16 protein-coding genes and 1 pseudogene are annotated in these 17984 nt (G+C 43.4%); 6 read left to right on the forward strand and 11 right to left on the reverse strand.

The genetic code is table 11. The features are described from left to right. Positions 1 to 18: 18 nt before the first annotated feature. Both DMO16_RS09460 and DMO16_RS09465 read right to left on the reverse strand, forming a co-directional pair. On the reverse strand, positions 19 to 723 hold the full coding sequence (locus DMO16_RS09460; protein WP_129477038.1) for a GntR family transcriptional regulator: 705 nt from the start codon (positions 721 to 723) through the stop codon (positions 19 to 21). Between the two features lie 329 nt (positions 724 to 1052). Continuing rightward, the gene (locus DMO16_RS09465; protein ID WP_129477040.1) at positions 1053 to 1442 is read right to left on the reverse strand and encodes a hypothetical protein; all 390 of its coding nucleotides are present in this window, start codon (positions 1440 to 1442) and stop codon (positions 1053 to 1055) included. Positions 1443 to 1527: 85 nt separating this feature from the next. Here DMO16_RS09465 and DMO16_RS09470 point away from each other — a divergent pair, with 85 nt between their 5' ends. From DMO16_RS09470 to DMO16_RS09480, 3 genes and pseudogenes are all read left to right on the forward strand, one after another. After that, positions 1528 to 2853, forward strand: a complete 1326-nt coding sequence (locus DMO16_RS09470; protein ID WP_129477042.1) for an Nramp family divalent metal transporter — start codon at positions 1528 to 1530, stop codon at positions 2851 to 2853. A gap of 493 nt (positions 2854 to 3346) precedes the next feature. Further along, a pseudogene (locus tag DMO16_RS25405) lies at positions 3347 to 3665 on the forward strand (transposase); the annotation flags it as partial. Positions 3666 to 3988: 323 nt separating this feature from the next. After that, a complete protein-coding gene (locus DMO16_RS09480) occupies positions 3989 to 4732 on the forward strand; it encodes an alpha/beta fold hydrolase (protein WP_129477046.1) in 744 nt (247 codons plus the stop codon). Between the two features lie 14 nt (positions 4733 to 4746). Here the strand turns inward: DMO16_RS09480 and DMO16_RS09485 are convergent, their stop codons facing one another. Continuing rightward, the gene (locus tag DMO16_RS09485; protein WP_129477049.1) at positions 4747 to 5343 is read right to left on the reverse strand and encodes a kinase; all 597 of its coding nucleotides are present in this window, start codon (positions 5341 to 5343) and stop codon (positions 4747 to 4749) included. A 151-nt stretch (positions 5344 to 5494) separates the two neighbouring features. Between DMO16_RS09485 and DMO16_RS09490 the strand changes: the two genes are divergently transcribed. Next, positions 5495 to 6016: a YfiT family bacillithiol transferase gene (locus DMO16_RS09490; RefSeq protein ID WP_061968034.1), complete on the forward strand. Its 522-nt coding sequence runs from the start codon at positions 5495 to 5497 to the stop codon at positions 6014 to 6016. 3 nt (positions 6017 to 6019) lie between these two features. Here DMO16_RS09490 and DMO16_RS09495 read toward each other — a convergent pair whose 3' ends face one another. After that, a complete protein-coding gene (locus DMO16_RS09495; RefSeq protein ID WP_129477051.1) occupies positions 6020 to 6682 on the reverse strand; it encodes an O-methyltransferase in 663 nt (220 codons plus the stop codon). A 541-nt stretch (positions 6683 to 7223) separates the two neighbouring features. Between DMO16_RS09495 and DMO16_RS09500 the strand changes: the two genes are divergently transcribed. Then, positions 7224 to 7475, forward strand: coding sequence for an anti-repressor SinI family protein (locus DMO16_RS09500; protein WP_241840666.1), 252 nt, complete (start codon positions 7224 to 7226; stop codon positions 7473 to 7475). A 110-nt stretch (positions 7476 to 7585) separates the two neighbouring features. Then, a complete protein-coding gene (locus DMO16_RS09505) occupies positions 7586 to 7765 on the forward strand; it encodes a hypothetical protein (protein ID WP_061968028.1) in 180 nt (59 codons plus the stop codon). Between the two features lie 45 nt (positions 7766 to 7810). On the opposite strand, the gene DMO16_RS09510 is transcribed toward DMO16_RS09505, so the two are convergent. The 7 genes from DMO16_RS09510 to DMO16_RS09540 form a co-directional block, all read right to left on the reverse strand. Further along, a complete protein-coding gene (locus tag DMO16_RS09510) occupies positions 7811 to 8587 on the reverse strand; it encodes an alpha/beta fold hydrolase (protein WP_129477053.1) in 777 nt (258 codons plus the stop codon). Between the two features lie 78 nt (positions 8588 to 8665). Beyond that, complete coding sequence (locus DMO16_RS09515) at positions 8666 to 9913, reverse strand: MDR family MFS transporter (protein ID WP_206738083.1); 1248 nt, start codon at positions 9911 to 9913, stop codon at positions 8666 to 8668. Positions 9914 to 10185: 272 nt separating this feature from the next. Next, positions 10186 to 13353, reverse strand: coding sequence for a DEAD/DEAH box helicase (locus DMO16_RS09520; protein WP_129477057.1), 3168 nt, complete (start codon positions 13351 to 13353; stop codon positions 10186 to 10188). Positions 13354 to 13438: 85 nt separating this feature from the next. Beyond that, positions 13439 to 14671: an MFS transporter gene (locus DMO16_RS09525; protein ID WP_129477059.1), complete on the reverse strand. Its 1233-nt coding sequence runs from the start codon at positions 14669 to 14671 to the stop codon at positions 13439 to 13441. 13 nt (positions 14672 to 14684) lie between these two features. Beyond that, the gene (locus tag DMO16_RS09530; protein WP_129477061.1) at positions 14685 to 15704 is read right to left on the reverse strand and encodes an ROK family transcriptional regulator; all 1020 of its coding nucleotides are present in this window, start codon (positions 15702 to 15704) and stop codon (positions 14685 to 14687) included. A gap of 180 nt (positions 15705 to 15884) precedes the next feature. After that, complete coding sequence (gene gndA, locus DMO16_RS09535; protein WP_129477063.1) at positions 15885 to 17300, reverse strand: NADP-dependent phosphogluconate dehydrogenase; 1416 nt, start codon at positions 17298 to 17300, stop codon at positions 15885 to 15887. Positions 17301 to 17531: 231 nt separating this feature from the next. Next, positions 17532 to 17906 (reverse strand): PaaI family thioesterase, encoded by a 375-nt coding sequence (locus tag DMO16_RS09540; protein ID WP_129477065.1) that lies wholly within the window; start codon positions 17904 to 17906, stop codon positions 17532 to 17534. Between the last annotated feature and the right edge of the window lie 78 nt (positions 17907 to 17984).

The following is a 17984-nucleotide window of genomic DNA, read 5'->3' on the forward strand; positions in this document are numbered from 1 at the left end:
AAAAACAGCTTTTTCCTCTTATTTCTGCGCAAATAAAGTCAGTAAATTTTCTTGAGAGGTGGTTAAATGCTGCTTTAAGACGGATACTGCTTCTTCCGTAAAGCCCTTTTTTACGAGCGTAACAATTTCCTTATGTTCTTTTTCCCTATCAATCTTCCACTCTGCTGTTAGCGAATAAGAACGTAACCGGGATATGGTTTCATGTAGTGAATCGATAAAGCGTTGCACTCTTTGGTTTTCAAGAGCAGAGATAATGGTGAGATGGAAACGAGTGTTCATCTCACCCATTTTTACAAGATCCCCTTGTTTACGGTACGCTTCCCCCATTTGGACGGACTCATCCATTTGTTCGATGATTTTTGTATGTTGGTTCGTTATTCTCCTCAATGCTTCTGTTTCTAAAAGCAGGCGAATTTCGAAAACTTCTTTAATGTCTTGGACCGTCGGGATCGAGACAATAACTTTTCTCCCTGGCAGAAACGTAATTAAATTTTTAGATCCCAATACCCGAATGGCTTCACGGACAGGTGTACGACTCACAGCTAACTTTTCTGCAATCTTGTTTTCGCTTAATAGCTGTCCTGGTATTAAGTGACCTTGTACAATGGCTGTTTTCAATTTTTGATACACAGCTTCACCAAGGGGGATAAACGCTTGAGTATGATCTAAAGGGTCCAGGTTAAGGTCTTCTGTATAACTCAGTTTAAAAGGGCTGTTCGTCATTGTGAGCTTCCTCCCACCTTTTCTAAATCTGCTATTGAATATCTTGAACTGAGCAATTAAAATTCCAAAAAAAATATTAATTTGACAATATTCTGAATATAAAATAAACTTTGAGTACAAGTATACAAGACATCACGACTATTTGCAATGGTTTATGTAAACGTCTACTACTAATCAGTGAAGACGGGTAACTGTCATGATTACGATGACGTACTCTAACACCCTGTTTTAGGAAGTAGAAACGTTCGTAAGCTCAGTGTTTTCGTATGTTTAAACGAAAGGGGGTTACAGAAAAGGGGTTGAGGGGTCCAAGTTAGCTTTGTGACCATTCAGTAAAAAGGGATATCATCAGATATTGAAGAAAAATAAGAGAAGTTATACATCATCATTAAAAATGGTCGTGCCAGACGAAAGGGTACAAGCCAGGCAATGGCTTGACTTAGCGTACATCTATCAAACACTCTTTTTAGAACATACATAGATATTGTAACTTCTTCCTGGTAGTTTCTTTTGTATTCTTGTTTTACCTCTTCTCCACTTTGAAATAGAAAGCAATGAGAATGAACGCAAGGCATTTCCAGAAGAAGTTTAACCTCATATCCAAAACGAACCGTATCTGCATACGCTGACCATTTTTGGCTTGCTGAGTTTCTTTCTGGCTCTGTAATTGCCTCTATTTTGTTAATGTAGATTGTAGAGCTGAGTAGGTACAAATTCATTTTAATACCACCTGAAAATTGTAAGCGGTTTCAAGAGTTTGAAAAAAATATGGTTAGAACATCAACTTTAGGGAGGATTAGTTGAATGGAAAATCAGCCAAATTCGAATCTTGAGTTATCGCCTGAAACGTCAACCGCATTTCCAGCGAAATCTAGATTACAAAGATTTAAAGAATTATTGGCTTCATTTGGACCGGGCGTTATTGCAGTTCTAGCATGGCTTGGAGCCGGCGACCTCGTTGACTCTTCCATTGCTGGAGCCCACTACGGATATGCCCTCATGTGGGTCCTCGCCCTTTCTTTAATCATTCGTTATGTAATCGTCTCCATCATGTCACGGTACACACTATGTAACGTAGAAGGCCTTACTCTTATACAAGGTTTCAGCCGCCTTCACAAGTTCTATCCTTATTTCCTTGGAGGATATGCCCTCATTATGGGCCATTTATTTAACTCTTACATGATCAAGGGTGCTGCTGAGGGATTAACTCATCTTTTAGGCTTTGGCAATGTTTTTATGTGGGCCATTATTATCGTTCTCGCTGGTTTTATTCTAATTGGACGTAGTATATATAATACGCTTGAAAATGGGATGAAGTTATTACTCGCACTCAAAACCTTTTGTTTAATTCTGGTAGCCATTATGGCGACACCGGATGTGGGTGCCATTGCAAAAGGAACAGTTGGTTTTAGCATCCCAAAAGACGTTGGTGTATACGGTGCCTTTCTAATGGCGATTTCACTTGTAGGTGCTGTTTCTGGCTCTATTGCGAATTTTATCTACCCATATGGTTTTAAGGAAAAAGGATGGACGAAACCTATTCATTTAAAATTTCAACGTAGAGACTTGTTATTCGCGATTTGTGTGGCTATCGTTCTTGACCTGGCCGTATGGGTGGTTGGAGCGGAGGTATTAAAACCAAACGGTATTCGAATCACTAGTCTTCAAGATCTCGCTCAAGCCCTTGCTGTTCATCTAGGCACTTTCGGATTTGTTGTGTTCTATCTTGGTGTCATCGGCGGGTTATTTAGTAGTGCGGTTGCCTTTGCTACGGTATTTCCGAAAGTCGCAATTGATGGTCTTCATACCGCGAATAAAGAACGTAAGAAAAAATACGGTGACAAACCCCAAAACGATCCATTGTTCAAATGGTTTAGTATGTTTATCCTTATTACTCCGGTCATATGGTCGATTCCAGGTATGCCTGGGTTCGTTAGTTTGGTCGTATTTATAAATATACTATCCGTGGTTGGTTTACCAGTAATATCCGTAGGCCTTCTGATTATGACGAATCAGAAAAAGTCATTGGGGCAGTATGTCAACAAATGGTATGAAAATGTGCTGTTAGTCGCTTGTACCGTTCTTGCCCTTTGGTCCTCTATCAAGCTGGCTATTGATTTTCTAAGTTAAATACCCTGAGAGGTGTCGTTTGGATCATCGTAATTAAACAAAAATAGTCGTACCGTAAAAACCACCGCCTTATGCTAATAAGGCGGTGGTTTTTTACTAGTTTTGAGGATGATTAGGATAAGTTTGTAACCGGTGAAGAATTAACTGAATAAGACATAAAGTACAAGACTTAGATATAGCCAACACTGATTTTACCGTCGACATGTTCTTCAAGCGGATAATGTGATCTTGATTTGTTACTCCCAGAGTGTTAGATCAAATTTATGATAATATTAAACTTACCTCTGGTTTAAATGCAACAACCAAACAAAACCCTGAATTCGGCGGAACAAACCTAAATTCAGGGTTTTTTCGTTGGGAAATATATAAATGAAGCTCTAAAAATAGAAGGTAGCGAACTTTTATTTTTGCGTGTTTTCTCCTATTTACTATCCTATGTCAAGGTTGACAAGTTGTGACTTTTTCAAGTTTTGTCCTCATTATATTTATTCAGTTTTCTCATGGGAATGCCCTATTAAGACTTGCCGGACTCAATCCCGTGGAAGCCAGTTCAGGAAAGTGGCGTGAACAAACGGTAATTTCTAAAAGAGGACGGTCACGATTACGAACGTTCTCTACATGGCTAAAATGAATTTAATCAACAACAATCAGGAGTTCAAACCAAGACATATCTATAATGTTAAAGAAAGGGGTATGCGCAGATTGAAATCGTTGATGAAGCTGCTTGGTAAGTTCGCTCGTATTCTCGTTGGAATGCCAAGAATCAAAAAGTTTATAATCCGGAAAAGATACATCTCTTACAAGCTGCTTAAAACTATCTTTATTTTAAGTGAATGACAAACACTATATTATTGAATATTGATGTATTCGCAGAATCTCAAATATGTACGGAGTACTGGGTGTATTCAACAAAAGGGCTAAGACCCGTTCCGTTAGTACTTAGTTACCGGGGGAGTTGAATAACATTATACAATTACCAGACGTTTTTAATGATAACTCCGCCTTTAAAAGTTTCCGTGTCGGCACATCATGATAGCCTCGGCAATTGGACTCTTTTGTTGTCAGAAGTTTGAATTTTGTCCATACTAGAATAGGTATTAACTTTCCTAAGTGGAAAAACATCTGGAGGATTCACTTGAATAAGAAGCTAAAATTTGCGTTAATCATTGTGTTGGTTGTGCTTATTGTCTATGCGGGCGGCTTTTTAATTTGGTCAAAACAGACCTTTAAACCGACTTCGCAGCTAAACCATCTGGTCAACCTAAAGCAGGAAGTACAGCATAAAGACGATCTATATATTTACAAGCCGAAATCCAAAGACATAAAAGACGGCTTTATCTTTTATCCCGGAGCTAAGGTAGAACCTGAAGCTTATTCCTATTGGGCGAAAAAACTCTCAGACGAAGGCTATCTCATAATCATCCCTGAAATGCCGCTGAATCTGGCGCTATTGGGGAAAAATAAAGCAGAAGAGGCGATGAAATTGTACCCTTCCATCCAAAAATGGTATATTGGCGGTCACTCTCTCGGTGGTCCTGCATCTGCCTCCTACAGCCTAAAACATCAGGAGAAGATCAAGGGCTTGATTTTCTTAGGTTCATACACGACCGAAAGCTCGGATTTATCAAAAGCTAACTTCCCTCTCCTCTCGATTACGGGAGAACGGGATGGCCTCAGTACACCGGCCAAAATTAAGGGAAGCAAAAAATTCAATCCCACCGATACCACCTATCATGAAATAAAAGGCGGAAACCACGCGCAGTTCGGAATGTACGGTACACAAGCAGGTGACAAAAAAGCCAAGATTTCAAATAAAAAACAGCAGGAGGAAATTTTTAAAACCATTCTCTCCTGGCTGAATAAAGAGAACCAGCGTTGATGAACGCTGGTTCTTTAACCTATTTTGAAAATCAAATCAGCTTTGCGTAAAGGCTGCTCTTCAGCCAAATAATGATCTTCAGCCGGCCAATAACGGTTTGAAAATTTATCAATGTTTATTTTTGTTTCTTCCGCTTCCCTCGATAGCCTTAATTCTCTGTCACATTCAAGATACACAACGAAATCAAAAAACGACCGCCAATCTTTTCTTTGCAAAAACACACCTTCTATAACAATTACACATTTGTCAGGTATCCTTACCTCACGCATAATCTGCAAATCGAGTTTTTCATGGTAAAAAGGAAGAGTTAATTGAGTTTCGGTTTTAACCAAATGGAACAAGTTTTCAGCGAGCCCAACTATATCCCATTGTAAAAAGTAGTATTCTCTCCATTCCTTTTGCCCCGTGTTGTAGCGATGTTTCCTCTCAACAATATGATCATCTATATGTATGGTAAAGCACGGAATATTTTTTTTGTGCATGTGTTCTTCCAACGCCCTGGTTAGTGTGCTTTTACCTGAACGGCTTAATCCATCAATTCCAAGAATAAACCGCTGGCCTTTATCTAAGGGTGGTATATGAGCTATAAGCCCCTGTAAATAGGCGTTCATTCTATCGTGTTCTGCCCCCTGCTCTGTATCAGCTTTTAATGATAAACTAATGATATTCGAATTGAACCGCAAGCAAACATTAAAAACCCAGCATGTCACAACGGCTGGCCCTGGGAATATGTATATTTGATCAGAGAAGGGAAACGTTCAAATGATGGATTTGCGTTATCCGATTGGATTGTTTAATATAAACCAGGAAATCACGTCAAAAGAGATTAACCAGTGGACCTCAGACATTGAATCCGCTCCACAAGAATTGAAAAAAGCGGTTAAAAACCTGAACGGCCTTCAATTGGATACCCCCTACCGTCCCGGCGGCTGGACAGTAAGGCAAGTTGTTCACCATCTGGCAGACAGCCACCTGAACAGCTATATCCGTTTCAAGCTTGCACTTACAGAAGAGAATCCTGTGATTAAACCCTACGAAGAGGCTTTATGGGCGGAACTTCCTGACTCCAGGCTTCCCATAGAAATCTCGCTTCCTTTACTTGAAAACCTGCATGCCCGGTGGGTTGTGCTTCTCAAATCACTATCACCACATGATCTGACCAAAACATTTACTCATCCGGATTCGGGTGTGGTAACACTCGCCCAAAATATTGGTCTCTATTCCTGGCACAGCAGGCATCATATTTCCCATATTACTTCTCTTTGTACACGTGAAGGATGGTAACCTTTATTTCACAACCCCCATCACAAAACCGTCATAGCCCTTGCTTCCAACCGTCTGCAGGGCTGTGGCTTCAATCCGGCTCTCTTTGGCTAATAGGTCAATGAGGGCGCGAGATCCTTTTACATCAGGGTCCTCATTGTTCTGATCTGCCACTCTTCCGTTTCGAACAACATTATCTCCAATAATAACGGTACCTGGCTGCGAATAAGCAAGAGCCCACTTTAGGTAGTGCGGATTGTTTGGTTTATCGGCATCAATAAAAATGAAATCAAAAGAGGGATATCCTTTATCTTTTAACGTGGGTAGCGATTCAAGAGCTGGTCCCACCATGATTTCAATTTTGGGTTCCAACCGCGCTTTTTTGATGTTTTCCCTCGCAACCTCTGCGTGTTTCTGGCTGTATTCCAGCGTAACCAGCTTCCCATCCTCAGGAAGTGCCCTGCCCATCCAGATACTGCTGTAACCACCAAGTGTACCAATTTCAAGGATACGTTTTGCTCCTTTTAATTTTGCCAGCAAATAGAGGAACTTTCCCTGGGTGGGCGTAACATCGATCGATGGCAGACCGGCTTCATGATTGGCTTGCAGGACATGTTCAAGAACCATATCCTGTGGGTGGAGATTTGATATGAAATACTCATCCACATTGCCCCATATTTCTCTCATTCTGCTCCCTCCTTTATTACCGCAACTCATATACATTCGCTCCCAATTCTTACGTTTCCTTCTTTTTACAAAAAAAGCTACATTTGTCGGCATATAGGTCTTTGTGATTAATTTTAGCGAATATTCAATGTTTAATATTTTTGTAAAGTTGAATAAAATTGCTCAATTATTCGCTAATCACGCAAATTTATTCTTTTTTACCAATTATTCAAAAACAGTAGAAAGCAATTAAATCAGGTCTAACTTACTATTAATTTATTCATTGATGATACCGAAATAACGCTATATACCTAACAAATCTGACTTTTATAGGTATAAATTATCAATTTCATTTTTTACATAAAAAGTTAATAGTTTCAAAAACATTCCATATATGCTAATCTATTATTAGAAAAGGCAGAAAGTCCTATTAAGAATTTACGAAGGTTGACGAAAGTGCCAGAGAAACCAGTTTTAAAGAGAGATTTCGGGAGTCACATATCATAAGCAATACCTTATAAAACCATCTAACCCTTTAAAACGAAAGGAAGTAAAACCAGTGATGAAACAACAGTATATGGTTGCAAAAACAAAAGCTCTACATAAGAAGTTAATAGTGGCCACCCAACCATCACATCGCCTTTTGTCAATCAACAAAACTACTGCACAGCATTCCAGATTGTTAGCCTATAAAATAAGAAAAAAACCTGAGTTGTTTTTAGATCGGGAGTGGGTAAAACTCATTCATGAAGCAAAACAGATGGGACTCAGCCTTGATGAGGTCCGCTCCTTCATTCAATGCCCCACCCATTAAAAAAAACGAGGCCATCAGGTCTTGTTTTTATTTTTTTTATCGAACCGACATTCTTCATATTCAATCTGTGATACAATGCTAAAGCGTTCTTCTTGAAAGGAGGAGAGTCCATGGTCATATTGCTAACGCTTTTTACAGCGATCGTTGGAGGTATTCTTTTTCCGTTCATTTCCTATCTTGGGGACAGGAAGAAAGGCATTAAGCCGAAAAATCATTACATTATCCAAGGGGCACTCTTTGCGGCTGTTTTTTTTATGGTACTGATGACTGTAAAGCCGATAAGTAATTGAATACATATCCAACAAAAAAGGCCGCACTAATGCCGCCTTTTCTTACTACCCAGCCAAAAATGCCGTAACCACTTGCTTGAATCTTTCCGGTTCCTCCACACTCGGCGCATGTCCTGAATGTTCAAATTCAACAAACGTAGCGTGTGGTATGAATTTGACAACTTCCCTGCCCTCTTTTGGCGGATTAAGTCCATCATATCTCCCATTAATGACTAGCGTTTCTGCTGTAACCTTATGTAATTGGGGGCGAAAATCGAAGTTCACCAGTGCTTTTCTGGCCGCTTCCTGCTGTTCCGGTGTAAGGACAGGCACATCAACGGCCACCCGCTGTGACCATTCCCCGACCGCCTCCAGTTTATGAAAAATATACTTGGAGAGGGCATACATCTGTTCTTCCTCCGTGAGGCCTTTTAGTTCATCCGCATGTTCAGCCTGAAGCCTTGCGGTGGATGATGTTTTTCCATAAGCTTTTGCAACAACCAGAATCATTTTCTTTATCCGATTCGGAATGGAAACTGCCACTCCCTGCGCCACATAACTTCCCATGGAAGCACCTAACAGATTGGTTTTCTCGATGTTCAGTTCATCCATAAACGCAATGACGTCCTGGACATGATCATCCAGCGTATAATGAGGAACTTTCTCCGACTTGCCATGCCCCCTGGAATCCAGAGCGATGACCCGATACGATTTCTTTAACTCATTGATTTCGCCCTCGAACATATGATGATCGCCACCAAGCCCATGCAGCAGGATAAACGGTTCCCCGCTGCCGTACTCTTCGTAATACAGCTGTACTCCGTTTACGTTTATTTCCGGCATTTCATCTCCTCCTCTGGTTTTCAATTCATTTCCATTATAATCCCAAAGATCATGCGGTCCACAGAAAAACCATTCATTTTATGCACTGATTCCTCGCTCCACATCCATTTGAAACAGCTGAATATATAACATGATACTAATCAATGAAAAGCCAAGGATAAAGCTGAATATTCCCATAGGCGGAACCCAGCTGGAGAGAAAAACGGTAATGGGTGCCAAGAACTTACCGATGGTGTTCTGCAGGCTGTCAGCTGCCATGTATTGTCCCCTTGCGTGTCCCGGGGCATAGCGGCTGATGAAGCTTTGTGTCACGGGTGAACGGACCAATTCCCCGAAGGTAAAAATGATGGTGATAAAAAACAGATACCATATGTTGCTGTTCACCCCAACGAGGAATGTTCCTGCACCTGCCAGCAAAGAGGACAGGATAAATACATTCCGCTCTTTCCAATGCTGGAACCATTTCGTGACAGGCAGGATGAAAAGTACAAAAAGCAGACCATTAAACCCTACCAGCCATCCGAAGATCTCCTTGCTGCTCAGCATAAAGGAATCTCCTTTCCAAAAGAACATTGCTTGTGGGGGCACGTGCTCCAGGACGTACACGGGCAGATACATATCCAGCTGCATAATCGGAATGAGGGCAAAAATACCGGCAACAATATAAACCAAAAACACTTTATCCCGGAAAATGATGCCATATCCATGCCATTGTTTCTTAAAAACGTGTAAAACAGAACTTGGTTCACGCTCTTTGTTTAAAGAGGAAGGACATGTTTCATGAACCAGATGGTTGATCGCAATAAAATATAAAAATAATATGACGGTACAAGTCCACAAAAGTTCCTGGCGGTAATGAAAGAAGAAGATGGCTCCAAGCACAGGCCCAAGGACAGCTCCCACATTATTTGAAGTTGAAAACGTGGCAAAGGCCCGGCGCAAGTGTTGGGCCGGCACAAGGTCAGCGACCATGGCAGAACTGGCTGGACGGTAGATCGCGCCTCCAATTCCGATACCGATGAATGAGATATAGTCGATCCAATATGACGGTGACAGCGCAAAGCAGGCGAACATCAACGTTTGAAGCACAGTTCCGATCAGCATGACCGGACGCCGTCCCAGCCGGTCCGCCAACGCTCCACCGAGCAGACTTCCGAGCATAGTGAACACAGGAGGAACGGCCATTAACAAACCTGCTGTTTGATATCCCAACGCTTCCCCAAAATACATGGTGATGAAGGGAAAGTACATCCAAAACAACAGGTTGAACAGCCCTTCACCGATTAACCTGACTTTCAGGTTAGTATCCCAAATAAACTTCCCCACAAAAACCCCTCTTTTCTGATGCAGTGTCATTCATACGTTTCCCGGCCAGGTATAGATACTATAGAACAATTTTTCAAAAAGAAATAGACTTATAATTTCAGATGATTTATAATATTAATATGAAAGTCAAGGATACGACCTTGTCGTTTAAATGTGGCATAAAACGAACATGTGTTCTTTTAATACAAAACCAGCGCTCATTGGAGGGTGCTTTTTTTATGCCTAAAAAAAGCCTGGAAAGTGGATGAACAATCACTTTCCAGGCTTTTTGCTCAGATCATCAGTATGTCCCGTATATCCTCTTCGGTAAGGGAGGCTGACGGTTTCTCACCAATCAGCTCCTCGATGAGGTTCTTCTTTTTATCCTGCAATTCATTTATTTTCTCTTCGATTGTGCCTTTGGCAACAAGCTTGATGACCTGCACGGCTTGAGTCTGACCCATCCGGTGGGCACGATCTGCCGCTTGTTCTTCCACCGCCGGATTCCACCAAAGATCGTAAAGGATGACCGTATCCGCACCTGTCAGGTTAAGACCGGTTCCTCCGGCTTTTAGAGAAATGAGAAACATGCCCCTCTCTCCCCCGTTGAACCGATTGCACAATTCCACCCGGGTCATGGACGGAGTCTGTCCGTCCAGATAGAAAAAGGAAAGCCCTCTGGTATCCAGCTCCCTGCCGATCAAATCGAGCATTTTTGTAAATTGGGAGAAGATCAGCACCCGTCTCCCTGAAACCCTCGCTTCTTCCACGATCTGAAGAAGCTGATTGAATTTTGCGGACGACTCTTTATATCCGTCCACAAACAGGGCCGGATGGCAGCATATTTGGCGAAGCCGCGTAAGTCCCGCAAGAATCTTGATCTTGTTCTTCCGGAAGGTATCTTTATCCAGATGCTTCAGTGTTTCATGGCGAAGCTTGGCCAGGTATGCGGCATAGAGCTTCTTTTGTTCCGGCAGCAATTCAGATGCCGCACTTGATTCCACTTTTCCAGGCAGTTCGGCAAGAACATCCTCTTTGATCCGCCTGAGCAGAAACGGTGAAATCCGCCGGGACATTTTCTTTCGCGTAAGGTGGCTGAAATCCTTCAATCCGCCCAGAAGCTCCGGAAAAATGATATGGAAGATCGACCATACATCCTCGATTGAATTTTCTACGGGCGTACCGGTCAAGGCAAACCGGTGGTTCGCATTAATCTTCCGAACTGCCCGTGCCGTTTGGGTGATCGGATTCTTAAAGTACTGTGCCTCATCAAAAAACGCGATATGAAAGCTCTGCTTTTCATACCATCCGATATCTTTGCGCAGCAGTGGATACGAAGTAATGATTACGTCCTTGCCTTCGGTGTTTTTTTGGATCCGGCTTCTCTCCTGTTGACTGCCGTCCACGACAACCGCTTGAAACTCTGGTGCAAACGTTCGGCATTCATTGAGCCAGTTGTAGGTTACAGAGGACGGGCAGACGATGAGTGCTGGTTTCTTCGTTTTCCGGATCGTTGGCAATTCTGAAACGATGAACGCCAGGCTTTGAATCGTCTTCCCCAGCCCCATATCATCGGCAAGGATACCGCCAAATCCAAAGCTGGCCAGCGTTTTCATCCATTGGTAGCCCTGTTTTTGGTAATCCCTCAGAACGCTTTCCCACCCTTCTGGCAGATCGAATAGATCCCGGTCCGGATTTTTCAGATGATGAAGAAAATAGGTAAACGACTTTTCAAGTGCAAAAGCCGAGTCATCAGCGGCATCGAGCAGCTGCAGCCCCTTGATCACCGGGACTTCGAACCCTTTTTCAAGGTCTTTCTTCTGTTCAGGAACAGCATGCAAAAACCGCTGGATTTCTTCATATTCCCTTGTTTCTAATGAAAGAAGAGCCCCGTTCTTCAGCCGGTAATATTTTCGTTTTTCTTCGAGTGCCCAAAGAATATCACTGATTTCTTTTTGCGGGATGCCCTCAATATCGAACTTGAATTCCAGCCAGTTGGTCCGCTCCTTTTTATGCTTAACCCGGATCTGGGGAGGCGGACTTTTGCGAATGATTCGGTTTCGTACCGACGTGGTCGCATAGATTTGGACAAACTTTTGAAGCCGGGGCATCTCGCGATAGAGAAATTCATACTCTAATTCTTCATTGTGCAAATAATAGCCGCCGTCAGTTTTGGCAAACTGGCTCTCTTCCATAATCTTAAGGATTCGATTTTCCTTTTCAAGATCGCGGATAATAGTTGAATGTTCTCTTTGACTGTTTTCTTCCAGCGGATTGATGATCACATGGTCATAGTGAAATTCCACTCCCGCCAGGAGACGGTTTTTTACCCGGTCCAAGTAGAGCTTCGCCGTCAAAGGAGTTTTGGCGAACTGTTTGGCAAGAGCGTCTGACAGCTTCACTTCCCCCAGCCTCTTCAGCCCCGGAACTACTTTTTCCAAAAACATGGCCATCTGTGGTTTGGGAATGGGAATGATTTCTGTCGCGGAAGCTTTCATCATGCGCTTAAGTTCTGACAGGCGCAGGCAGTCCTCTTCGCTTAACGAATACAGATTACCGTGCGACAAAACGAGCCCGTAGGCACTCAGCACCACCATTTGTTTTAACCCCTGAATCTTCAGCTGATACCGGCCGCCTTCTGCCTCGGAGAAAACGAACGATAAAGAGAGGGGTTCGCTCACGGTCCTTATACCTTCATAGGTTGTAACGGCATGCTGCAGCTTCACATAGGGCGCTTTTTCCAGCAGCGGCTGCAGGTTCGCCCAGGAAGACGGCGGTATAACGAGTGTGTCCGGTTGAAGTGCCATTCTGGATGATCCCATGCTTTCCATGTACACCCGTTCATCCTGCATGACATGGATCAGCTGCTCGATAACTTCATTCGTCTCTTTTTCAAAACAATGCTGATGGGGATCAAAGGTGAACGAGAGAGAAATGGGGCTTGGAACTCCTTTCTTCCATTCCTTGAGTACCTCACGGATATTTTTTACCGGGTAGGGCCCCACCTTAACCTCAACTTCCATCAAATGCTGATCTTGATCCACTCTTACCGGTCTGCAGGTAAAGACCGCATTCAGTACTTTTCTTTTTTCAAAATACAGCTGTTGGCCGCTAGAGATTCTTCTCTTGTTTTCAAACAAGTTCAGAAAATCTTCTGTCAGCCTCTCATTGCCGCCCGTCTTTTGACGTTCAGCTACACTCAGCAAAACAGCAGCGACGTGCTGGCATTCTTTTTGAAAGGAAGCAAGCTTGGGGCAAGAACAGGTAGTGCGAAAGCTTGCTTCACCTTCCTGTTCGACCGTCACATGAAAGTCTTCTGTGCCTCTTACCGTCGCTTCGCAAACATCTGGTTCAAAACGGGTAATCTCTACTTTTCCATTGCGATAAAAAGAGTCTCCCTTTTTAAAGGAGACCGCCCCGCACCGCTCTTTGATGATGGATGGGTTTACCTTAATATTCACTTGGCTTCGGCTCCTTTCCTGAGGGAGATTCTTGAGTTCTTCCTTTATCATAGTAAAAATTGCAGTCTGATGCGAGCAGCACGTTCTACATCGCCGTCGTGTTTCTCTTTGTTCCCTTAAAAAGTATCCCTTTTTTCACAAGAATATTCAATCTCTCTGAGCAGGCAAACAGAGCGACAACCAGTATGGCGATGAAATATGGAAAGATTCCAATGGTGATGTGGGCTGCCATCAAGCCGAGTAAAGGAGGAATGAATGTACTTCCCGTATAGGCCAATGCCATCTGATAGCCGATGATGGCCTGGGAATGTTCCTTGCCGAACCGGACGGGTGTTTCATGGATCATGCATGGAAAAACAGGGGCGAATCCCATGCCAATCAGAATAAAGCCAGTCAGAAGAAAAACGGACGGCAGCGGCAATATGACAAGTACGGCACCGAACATGGCGACCAATAGACCTGAACGGATTAATGCAATGTTGCTCATCTTAAACGTAATAAAACCGGTAATAAGCCGTCCCGCTGTAATCCCCCCATAATAGAGGGAAACCCATTGTGCGGCCACACCTGCAGGCAGATCCTTCACCGCCACAAGAAAGCTGCTTCCCCAAAGGCCTGCAGCAGCTTCTGCACCGCAATACAGCAAAAAGGAGACCATCGCCAGCTTTACACCCTTGATGCGCAGCGGGTTTGCCTTTTTCAGCTGTTCACCCGGTTCTTGTGGAGTGGTAGCTGGTACTTCCTTTGTATCGTCAACCATCCCTGCCCCGCCGATTTTTTTCCATAAAGGAAGAGTTAAAAAGAGAACAACAACAAGCGCGAACTGGATAAGAGAGATCGTCAGATAACCGTTTCTCCATGAATTCTGTGTGGAGATAAACTGCGACATGATGATTGGACCCATCGTTGCCCCTACACCCCAAAAGCAATGAAGCCAGCTCATATGATGTGCTTTGTAGTGAGTTGCGACATAGTTGTTCAGTCCGGCATCCACCGATCCTGCCCCTAAACCGAGCGGAATCGCGAAGATGAATAACCAAACAAGCGAGGGCGAGAAATAAAAACCGAGCAGTGCGACAGCGGTCATGAGCACACTGACAAAGGTGACCTTGCCTGTTCCGAAACGGCCAATAACTTTTCCGCTCGCCAGGCTTGAAATGATTGTACCCCCTGCCATTGACATGGACAGCAAACCGGCAGTGTCAAGGGACACGCCGTAATCGCGTTGCATAACAGGCCAGGCAGCGCCCAACAGGGAGTCGGGAAGACCTAAACTGATAAACGCCAAATAAATAATGACCAGGAAAAATGTTGCCATGTGGTGCCTCCTTTTATGTAGTGTTGGTTCCTATAGAAGTAGTAAAAATCATGAGTTCAAGCCCAAGACTTTGTAGTCCATTCAAATAATCCTGCTTCCAATCACTAACAACCAGCTCTGGCAGGTGCTCCCCCGGAATATAGCGTGAGCTTCTTTCTTGGATGTCACGAAGCATGAATGATGTCATTTCCTCCTGGCTGAACAGAATTCTGTGCGGATTAAGAATAGCTGTAAATGAGGCAATCAGCCGGCTGATCGCGTCAATTCTCTGTTCCTGGTTCTGGAGAGCCTGCAGAAAGTTTTGATGATCATATTGCGGAACAAACGAAATCTCCCCTGTAAAAAATGTGCTGCCTCTCACCACATCACCGTTGATCAAGATCCCTGAACCGGGTCCATTTTGACCGAAGCACAGATACACAAGTGACGGATTATCTATCATTTTTTTCGTGTTGGAATACCCGAGCACCGCTGCGTTCATGTCATTTTCCACCACAACCGGTATGGAAAAACGTTCTTCATAATATCCTTTGATATCCTTATTTTGAAACGGTGGATAGCCCGGTATATAAATGACATGCCCCTGGTTAACCGCACCGGGAACGCCAATGGACATCGCACTGATTTTGGGATGCTTTTGAAGGAGTCCATCCAACAAATGAGTAAATGATTCCAGTGCTGATTCGGAGAGTACGCTGGACACAGTTCCCTGCTCCTTCACTTCACCGAGGCAATTAAATATGGTATAGACCGTTTCTGTTTTCTCCAAAAACACGGCCAAACCGAGCATGTGCTCCGGATTATACCGGTAACGGTGCGCTCTTCTTCCGCCACTGGAGTGATCCAGCCCCATCGCTAAAACTTCGCCGTCCTTTACCATTTGCGAAAGAAATTTGCTCGCGGTTGGAAAGCTGATGCCCAGCTTCTCGCTGAGTTCGGCTTTGGTGGCGCTTCCCATGTCCAGAAGTGCCTTGCGAATCCCAAGCAGGATGGCTTTTTTCTTTGATTCCGGAGTCGTAAATAGGGATTCCATTGCTTCTCCTTCCTGTTCTATTACTTTTTTAACGTCTTTAATAAGTGTTTATGATAAAACTTATTAAACGCCTTTAATAAGCCCTGTTTACCATAGCATATTCCATTTTCATCAACAATAGGCCACAAGAAAGATAAGAAAAAAGAGACTGACCAAAAGCCAGTCCCTTACCTCATTTCATTACTTTTGAAGCCATTCGGTATGGAAGATTCCTTCCTTGTCCAACCGCTGATACGTGTGGGCACCAAAATAATCGCGCTGAGCCTGCAATAGATTGGCAGGCAGCGTTTCTGTGCGGTAGCTGTCATAATACGCCAGTGCACTTGAGAAGGCAGGTACCGGAATACCGGATTGAATGGCGAGACTGAGCACTTCGCGCAATGCGCCCTGATAGTTTTCAACAATATCTTTAAAATAAGAATCCAGTAATAGATTGGTAAGACCTGCATCCCGGTCGTACGCTTCTTTAATCTTTTGCAGGAACTGGGCACGGATAATGCAGCCACCCCGGAAAATCATTGCGATATTTCCATATTGAAGGTTCCAGTCATATTCATCTGATGCTGCTCTCATTTGGGCGAATCCTTGTGCATACGAACAAATTTTGCTCATGTACAACGCTTTGCGGACCGCTTCAATGAGCTCCTCCCTGTTCCCTGCAAAAGCCTGGCGCTCTGGTCCGGACAGCACTTTGCTTGCTTTCACTCGCTCTTCCTTCATGGCGGAAATAAAGCGGGAAAAAACAGACTCGGTAATGATCGGAAGCGGAACCCCGAGATCGAGGGCACTTTGGCTTGTCCATTTTCCTGTTCCCTTCTGGCCTGCTGTATCAAGAATCACATCCAAAAGAGGCTTGCCCGTTTCCACGTCCTTCTTCGTGAAGATGTCAGCTGTGATTTCAATAAGGTAGCTGTCGAGCTCTCCCTTGTTCCACTCCGCAAACACTTCATGAAGCTCTTCTGCGCTTAATCCCAGAACATTTTTCAGAATAAAATAAGCTTCGGAGATTAATTGCATATCTCCGTACTCAATGCCGTTGTGAACCATTTTTACATAGTGGCCCGCGCCATTCGGTCCAATATATGTACAACAAGGATCGTCATTGACTTTGGCAGAAATGGCTTTTAGAATCGGCTCAACCAATTCGTACGCCTCTTTTTGACCGCCAGGCATAATAGAAGGTCCCTTCAGTGCGCCTTCCTCTCCTCCGGAAACGCCTGTCCCGATAAAATGAATACCTGAATCCTCGAGCTCATGATTACGGCGAATCGTATCCTTGAAGAACGTGTTTCCTCCATCTATTAAAATATCATTCTTATCGAGGTAAGGCTTTAACGAATCAATCGTCGCATCCGTTGCCGCACCTGCCTTGACCATGAGCAAAATTTTACGTGGCTTTTCCAGTGCATTTACGAATTCCTCTATGGAAGTCGCACCAAAAAAGTTTCTGCCTTCTGCCTCATTTTTTAAAAAGTCTTCTGTTTTTTCATAGGAACGGTTAAACACCGCGACAGAATAGCCCCGGCTTTCAATATTAAGTGCGAGGTTCTTTCCCATGACTGCTAATCCGATTACTCCGATTTGTTGTTTGGCCATGATCACTTATCCTTTCATTATTGGTTAAGCCTGTTAAGCTTTTGTTTGACTATACCATAATCGTTCTTGAGCACAAGGTCCTTTTTCTGAAAACATTGAAAAAACTGTGTTTTATACGAGTTGGAGCAAAACGGGTTCAAATGCTTGGTATAGTGGTTCATTTCATAGCCTCCTGTACTTTTGTATTATTTGAGGCTTAGCTGAGAAGCGGCTGGATTTTAAAAAGGAAGCTCACACCTTTCGGAAAAGAATCGCTCTGGATTTCGCTACCAGTTCCTCCTTATCGTTGAAAATCTCGCATTCTGTATGGATGAGCGTTCGGCCCTGTTTCTCTATTTTCGCATGAGCAATCAGGTATTCCCCGGTTGCCGCTTTTAAGAAAGAAACATTTAAATCGACAGTTAACGCCTGCTGAATCCCGTTCCCTGTCGCTGGTATCAGATTGGACATGGCAACATCAGCTAATGAGGAGATTACTCCCCCATGAATCACACTTGCCGAGTTCACAAACAACTCCTGTACCGGCAATCGCAGCTGTACTTGCGTTTCATTCATCCTTGTATATTCAAACCCTAAAAACTCGTCTAATGCTTGCTTAATAAACATGGATGCACTCCTCTTTTTTTACGTTTTCCTGATGGAGAATTCGACTCTTTCACCCAATTCCCTTCAAATAAAAACAGG

It is taken from the genome of Fictibacillus sp. S7 (assembly GCF_004127935.1).
In the GTDB taxonomy this organism is placed as follows: Bacteria; Bacillota; Bacilli; order Bacillales; family Fictibacillaceae; genus Fictibacillus_C; species Fictibacillus_C enclensis.

Excerpts from the sequence above, each read along its gene's own strand:
- DMO16_RS09460 (WP_129477038.1), bottom strand. The coding sequence starts at position 723 with ATGACGAACAGCCCTTTTAAACTGAGTTATACAGAAGACCTTAACCTG.
- DMO16_RS09465 (WP_129477040.1), bottom strand. The coding sequence starts at position 1,442 with ATGAATTTGTACCTACTCAGCTCTACAATCTACATTAACAAAATAGAG.
- DMO16_RS09470 (WP_129477042.1), top strand. The coding sequence starts at position 1,528 with ATGGAAAATCAGCCAAATTCGAATCTTGAGTTATCGCCTGAAACGTCA.
- DMO16_RS09485 (WP_129477049.1), bottom strand. The coding sequence starts at position 5,343 with ATGAACGCCTATTTACAGGGGCTTATAGCTCATATACCACCCTTAGAT.
- DMO16_RS09490 (WP_061968034.1), top strand. The coding sequence starts at position 5,495 with ATGATGGATTTGCGTTATCCGATTGGATTGTTTAATATAAACCAGGAA.
- DMO16_RS09495 (WP_129477051.1), bottom strand. The coding sequence starts at position 6,682 with ATGAGAGAAATATGGGGCAATGTGGATGAGTATTTCATATCAAATCTC.
- DMO16_RS09500 (WP_241840666.1), top strand. The coding sequence starts at position 7,224 with ATGAAACAACAGTATATGGTTGCAAAAACAAAAGCTCTACATAAGAAG.
- DMO16_RS09505 (WP_061968028.1), top strand. The coding sequence starts at position 7,586 with ATGGTCATATTGCTAACGCTTTTTACAGCGATCGTTGGAGGTATTCTT.
- DMO16_RS09510 (WP_129477053.1), bottom strand. The coding sequence starts at position 8,587 with ATGCCGGAAATAAACGTAAACGGAGTACAGCTGTATTACGAAGAGTAC.
- DMO16_RS09525 (WP_129477059.1), bottom strand. The coding sequence starts at position 14,671 with ATGGCAACATTTTTCCTGGTCATTATTTATTTGGCGTTTATCAGTTTA.
- DMO16_RS09530 (WP_129477061.1), bottom strand. The coding sequence starts at position 15,704 with ATGGAATCCCTATTTACGACTCCGGAATCAAAGAAAAAAGCCATCCTG.
- gndA (WP_129477063.1), bottom strand. The coding sequence starts at position 17,300 with ATGGCCAAACAACAAATCGGAGTAATCGGATTAGCAGTCATGGGAAAG.
- DMO16_RS09540 (WP_129477065.1), bottom strand. The coding sequence starts at position 17,906 with ATGTTTATTAAGCAAGCATTAGACGAGTTTTTAGGGTTTGAATATACA.